This is a genomic window from Shigella sp. FC1967 (assembly GCF_001743005.1).
Taxonomy (GTDB): domain Bacteria; phylum Pseudomonadota; class Gammaproteobacteria; order Enterobacterales; family Enterobacteriaceae; genus Proteus.
Window position 1 is genome coordinate 1 of sequence record NZ_MIIZ01000950.1, and the last position, 1,653, is coordinate 1,653.

The following is a 1,653-nucleotide window of genomic DNA, read 5'->3' on the forward strand; positions in this document are numbered from 1 at the left end:
GGGGGGTAAACACCGTTCAGTTTATGTTGCTGAGCAACTCGCCGATTATTTCCGCTCTAGAGGGAAAAACGTACAATCACGCCACAGAACACTCGAAAAACGCAAATGACCCAATATCGACAAGTTGCGATTAAAAATCGACTCGGTATGCATGCAAGGCCTGCAATGAAGTTGTTTGATTTAGTAAAAACATTTCAATCAACCGTCATTTTGCGCAACAACGAAGGGGTTGAAGCGCAAGCGGATAGTGTGATTGCTATGCTGATGTTAGATTCAGAGCAAGGCAGTCAAATTGATATAGAAGTCAGTGGTAGTGATGAAAATGAAGCTATTGATGCTATTATCGCATTATTTGAATCAGGGTTTGATGAAGAATAATCGTAATAGAAAACAATAGATTAGCATTTCTTAACTAAATAACCCGAAAGAGACTGTGATCGTTGTCTCTTTCTTTTTTATACAGAACCGCCTATTATCTCTTATATGAGTTTAACAACACCCCCACCTCACCCGTGGGGGTGTTGTTTTGCATTGGAATAAATTGGAGTGTGGTATGACAAAGCCAACAATTATCATCAACGAACTTGATGCAGAACGTTTAGATTCATTACTTGAACAACCGGCATTTGCAGATAGCCCGATTGCTGAAGCATTGAATGAAGAATTAGATCGTGCTGACATTGTTACACCAGCTGATATCCCTGCTAATATTGTCACAATGAACAGCAAAGTCCGTTTTATGGACTTAAAAAACAATGAAGAACGTACTCGTACCTTAGTGTATCCCGCTTCATTAAAAGACAGCGCCACTGAACTTTCCGTTATGGCACCAATGGGTGCTGCGCTACTGGGTTTAGCAATTAATGATGAGATCAGTTGGAAGCTGCCAAATGGCCTTGAAACTAAGGTTAAAGTATTGGAAATTCTATATCAACCAGAAGCTGCTGGTGAATTACACCGTTAAGCATCGCTGAAGGTTCCCGTCTTACTTTTAGCGTCTCAAAATAAACGCGATATCTCAGCCCATTACGGGCTGAGATTAACGGTGATAATCAATGCCTAAAATTTACTCACCCGCAATACTCATTTCTGGTAATAACAACGATCCACACTGAACATTACTGCGCATCTCAATATCATCACCCATAGTAGCAATATTTGCCCACATCTCTTTTAAGTTACCCGCAATAGTCACTTCGCTTACAGGATATTGAATTTCACCGTTTTCAACCCAAAAACCACTCGCACCACGAGAGTAATCCCCCGTTACGGTACTGACCCCTTGTCCCATCAATTCGGTAACAACAAGGCCTGTTCCCATCTCTTTTAACAGCTCATCAAACGATAAACCTTGTCCTGGGATATACCAATTATGAATACCACCAGCATGACCATTACTTTTTAAACCCAGTTTTCTTGCTGAATACGTAGTTAGTAACCACTCTTGTAATATGCCATCTTTAATAATTTCAGCATTGGTTGTACGTACGCCTTCGCTATCAAACGGTGTTGACGCCAAACCTCTCATTAAGTGAGGGCGCTCTTGAATACTCAACCACTGAGGGAAAATTTGCTTACCTAAACTATCCAGTAAACAAGAAGATTCACGATAAATCATACTGCCACTGATTGCCGCAACTAAATGCCCAAAAA

4 protein-coding genes are annotated in these 1,653 nt (G+C 40.7%); 3 read left to right on the forward strand and 1 reads right to left on the reverse strand.

Translation table 11 applies throughout. The features are described 5' to 3' along the window. From BHE89_RS16565 to rnk, 3 genes are all read left to right on the forward strand, one after another. Nucleotides 1–109: RNase adapter RapZ (locus BHE89_RS16565; RefSeq protein ID WP_216081019.1), on the forward strand; the 109-nt coding region annotated here is incomplete at its 5' end. Next, nucleotides 106–378 (forward strand): PTS phosphocarrier protein NPr, encoded by a 273-nt coding sequence (gene npr, locus BHE89_RS16570; protein WP_069368715.1) that lies wholly within the window; start codon nucleotides 106–108, stop codon nucleotides 376–378. The genes BHE89_RS16565 and npr, both read left to right, overlap by 4 nt. 175 nt (nucleotides 379–553) lie before the next feature. Next, nucleotides 554–964, forward strand: a complete 411-nt coding sequence (rnk, locus tag BHE89_RS16575) for a nucleoside diphosphate kinase regulator (RefSeq protein ID WP_069368716.1) — start codon at nucleotides 554–556, stop codon at nucleotides 962–964. Between the two features lie 102 nt (nucleotides 965–1,066). Here the strand turns inward: rnk and BHE89_RS16580 are convergent. Beyond that, the coding region (locus tag BHE89_RS16580) for a metallopeptidase TldD-related protein (protein WP_286146230.1) at nucleotides 1,067–1,653 on the reverse strand (587 nt) is incomplete at its 5' end.

Excerpts from the sequence above, each read along its gene's own strand:
- npr (WP_069368715.1), top strand. The coding sequence starts at position 106 with ATGACCCAATATCGACAAGTTGCGATTAAAAATCGACTCGGTATGCAT.
- rnk (WP_069368716.1), top strand. The coding sequence starts at position 554 with ATGACAAAGCCAACAATTATCATCAACGAACTTGATGCAGAACGTTTA.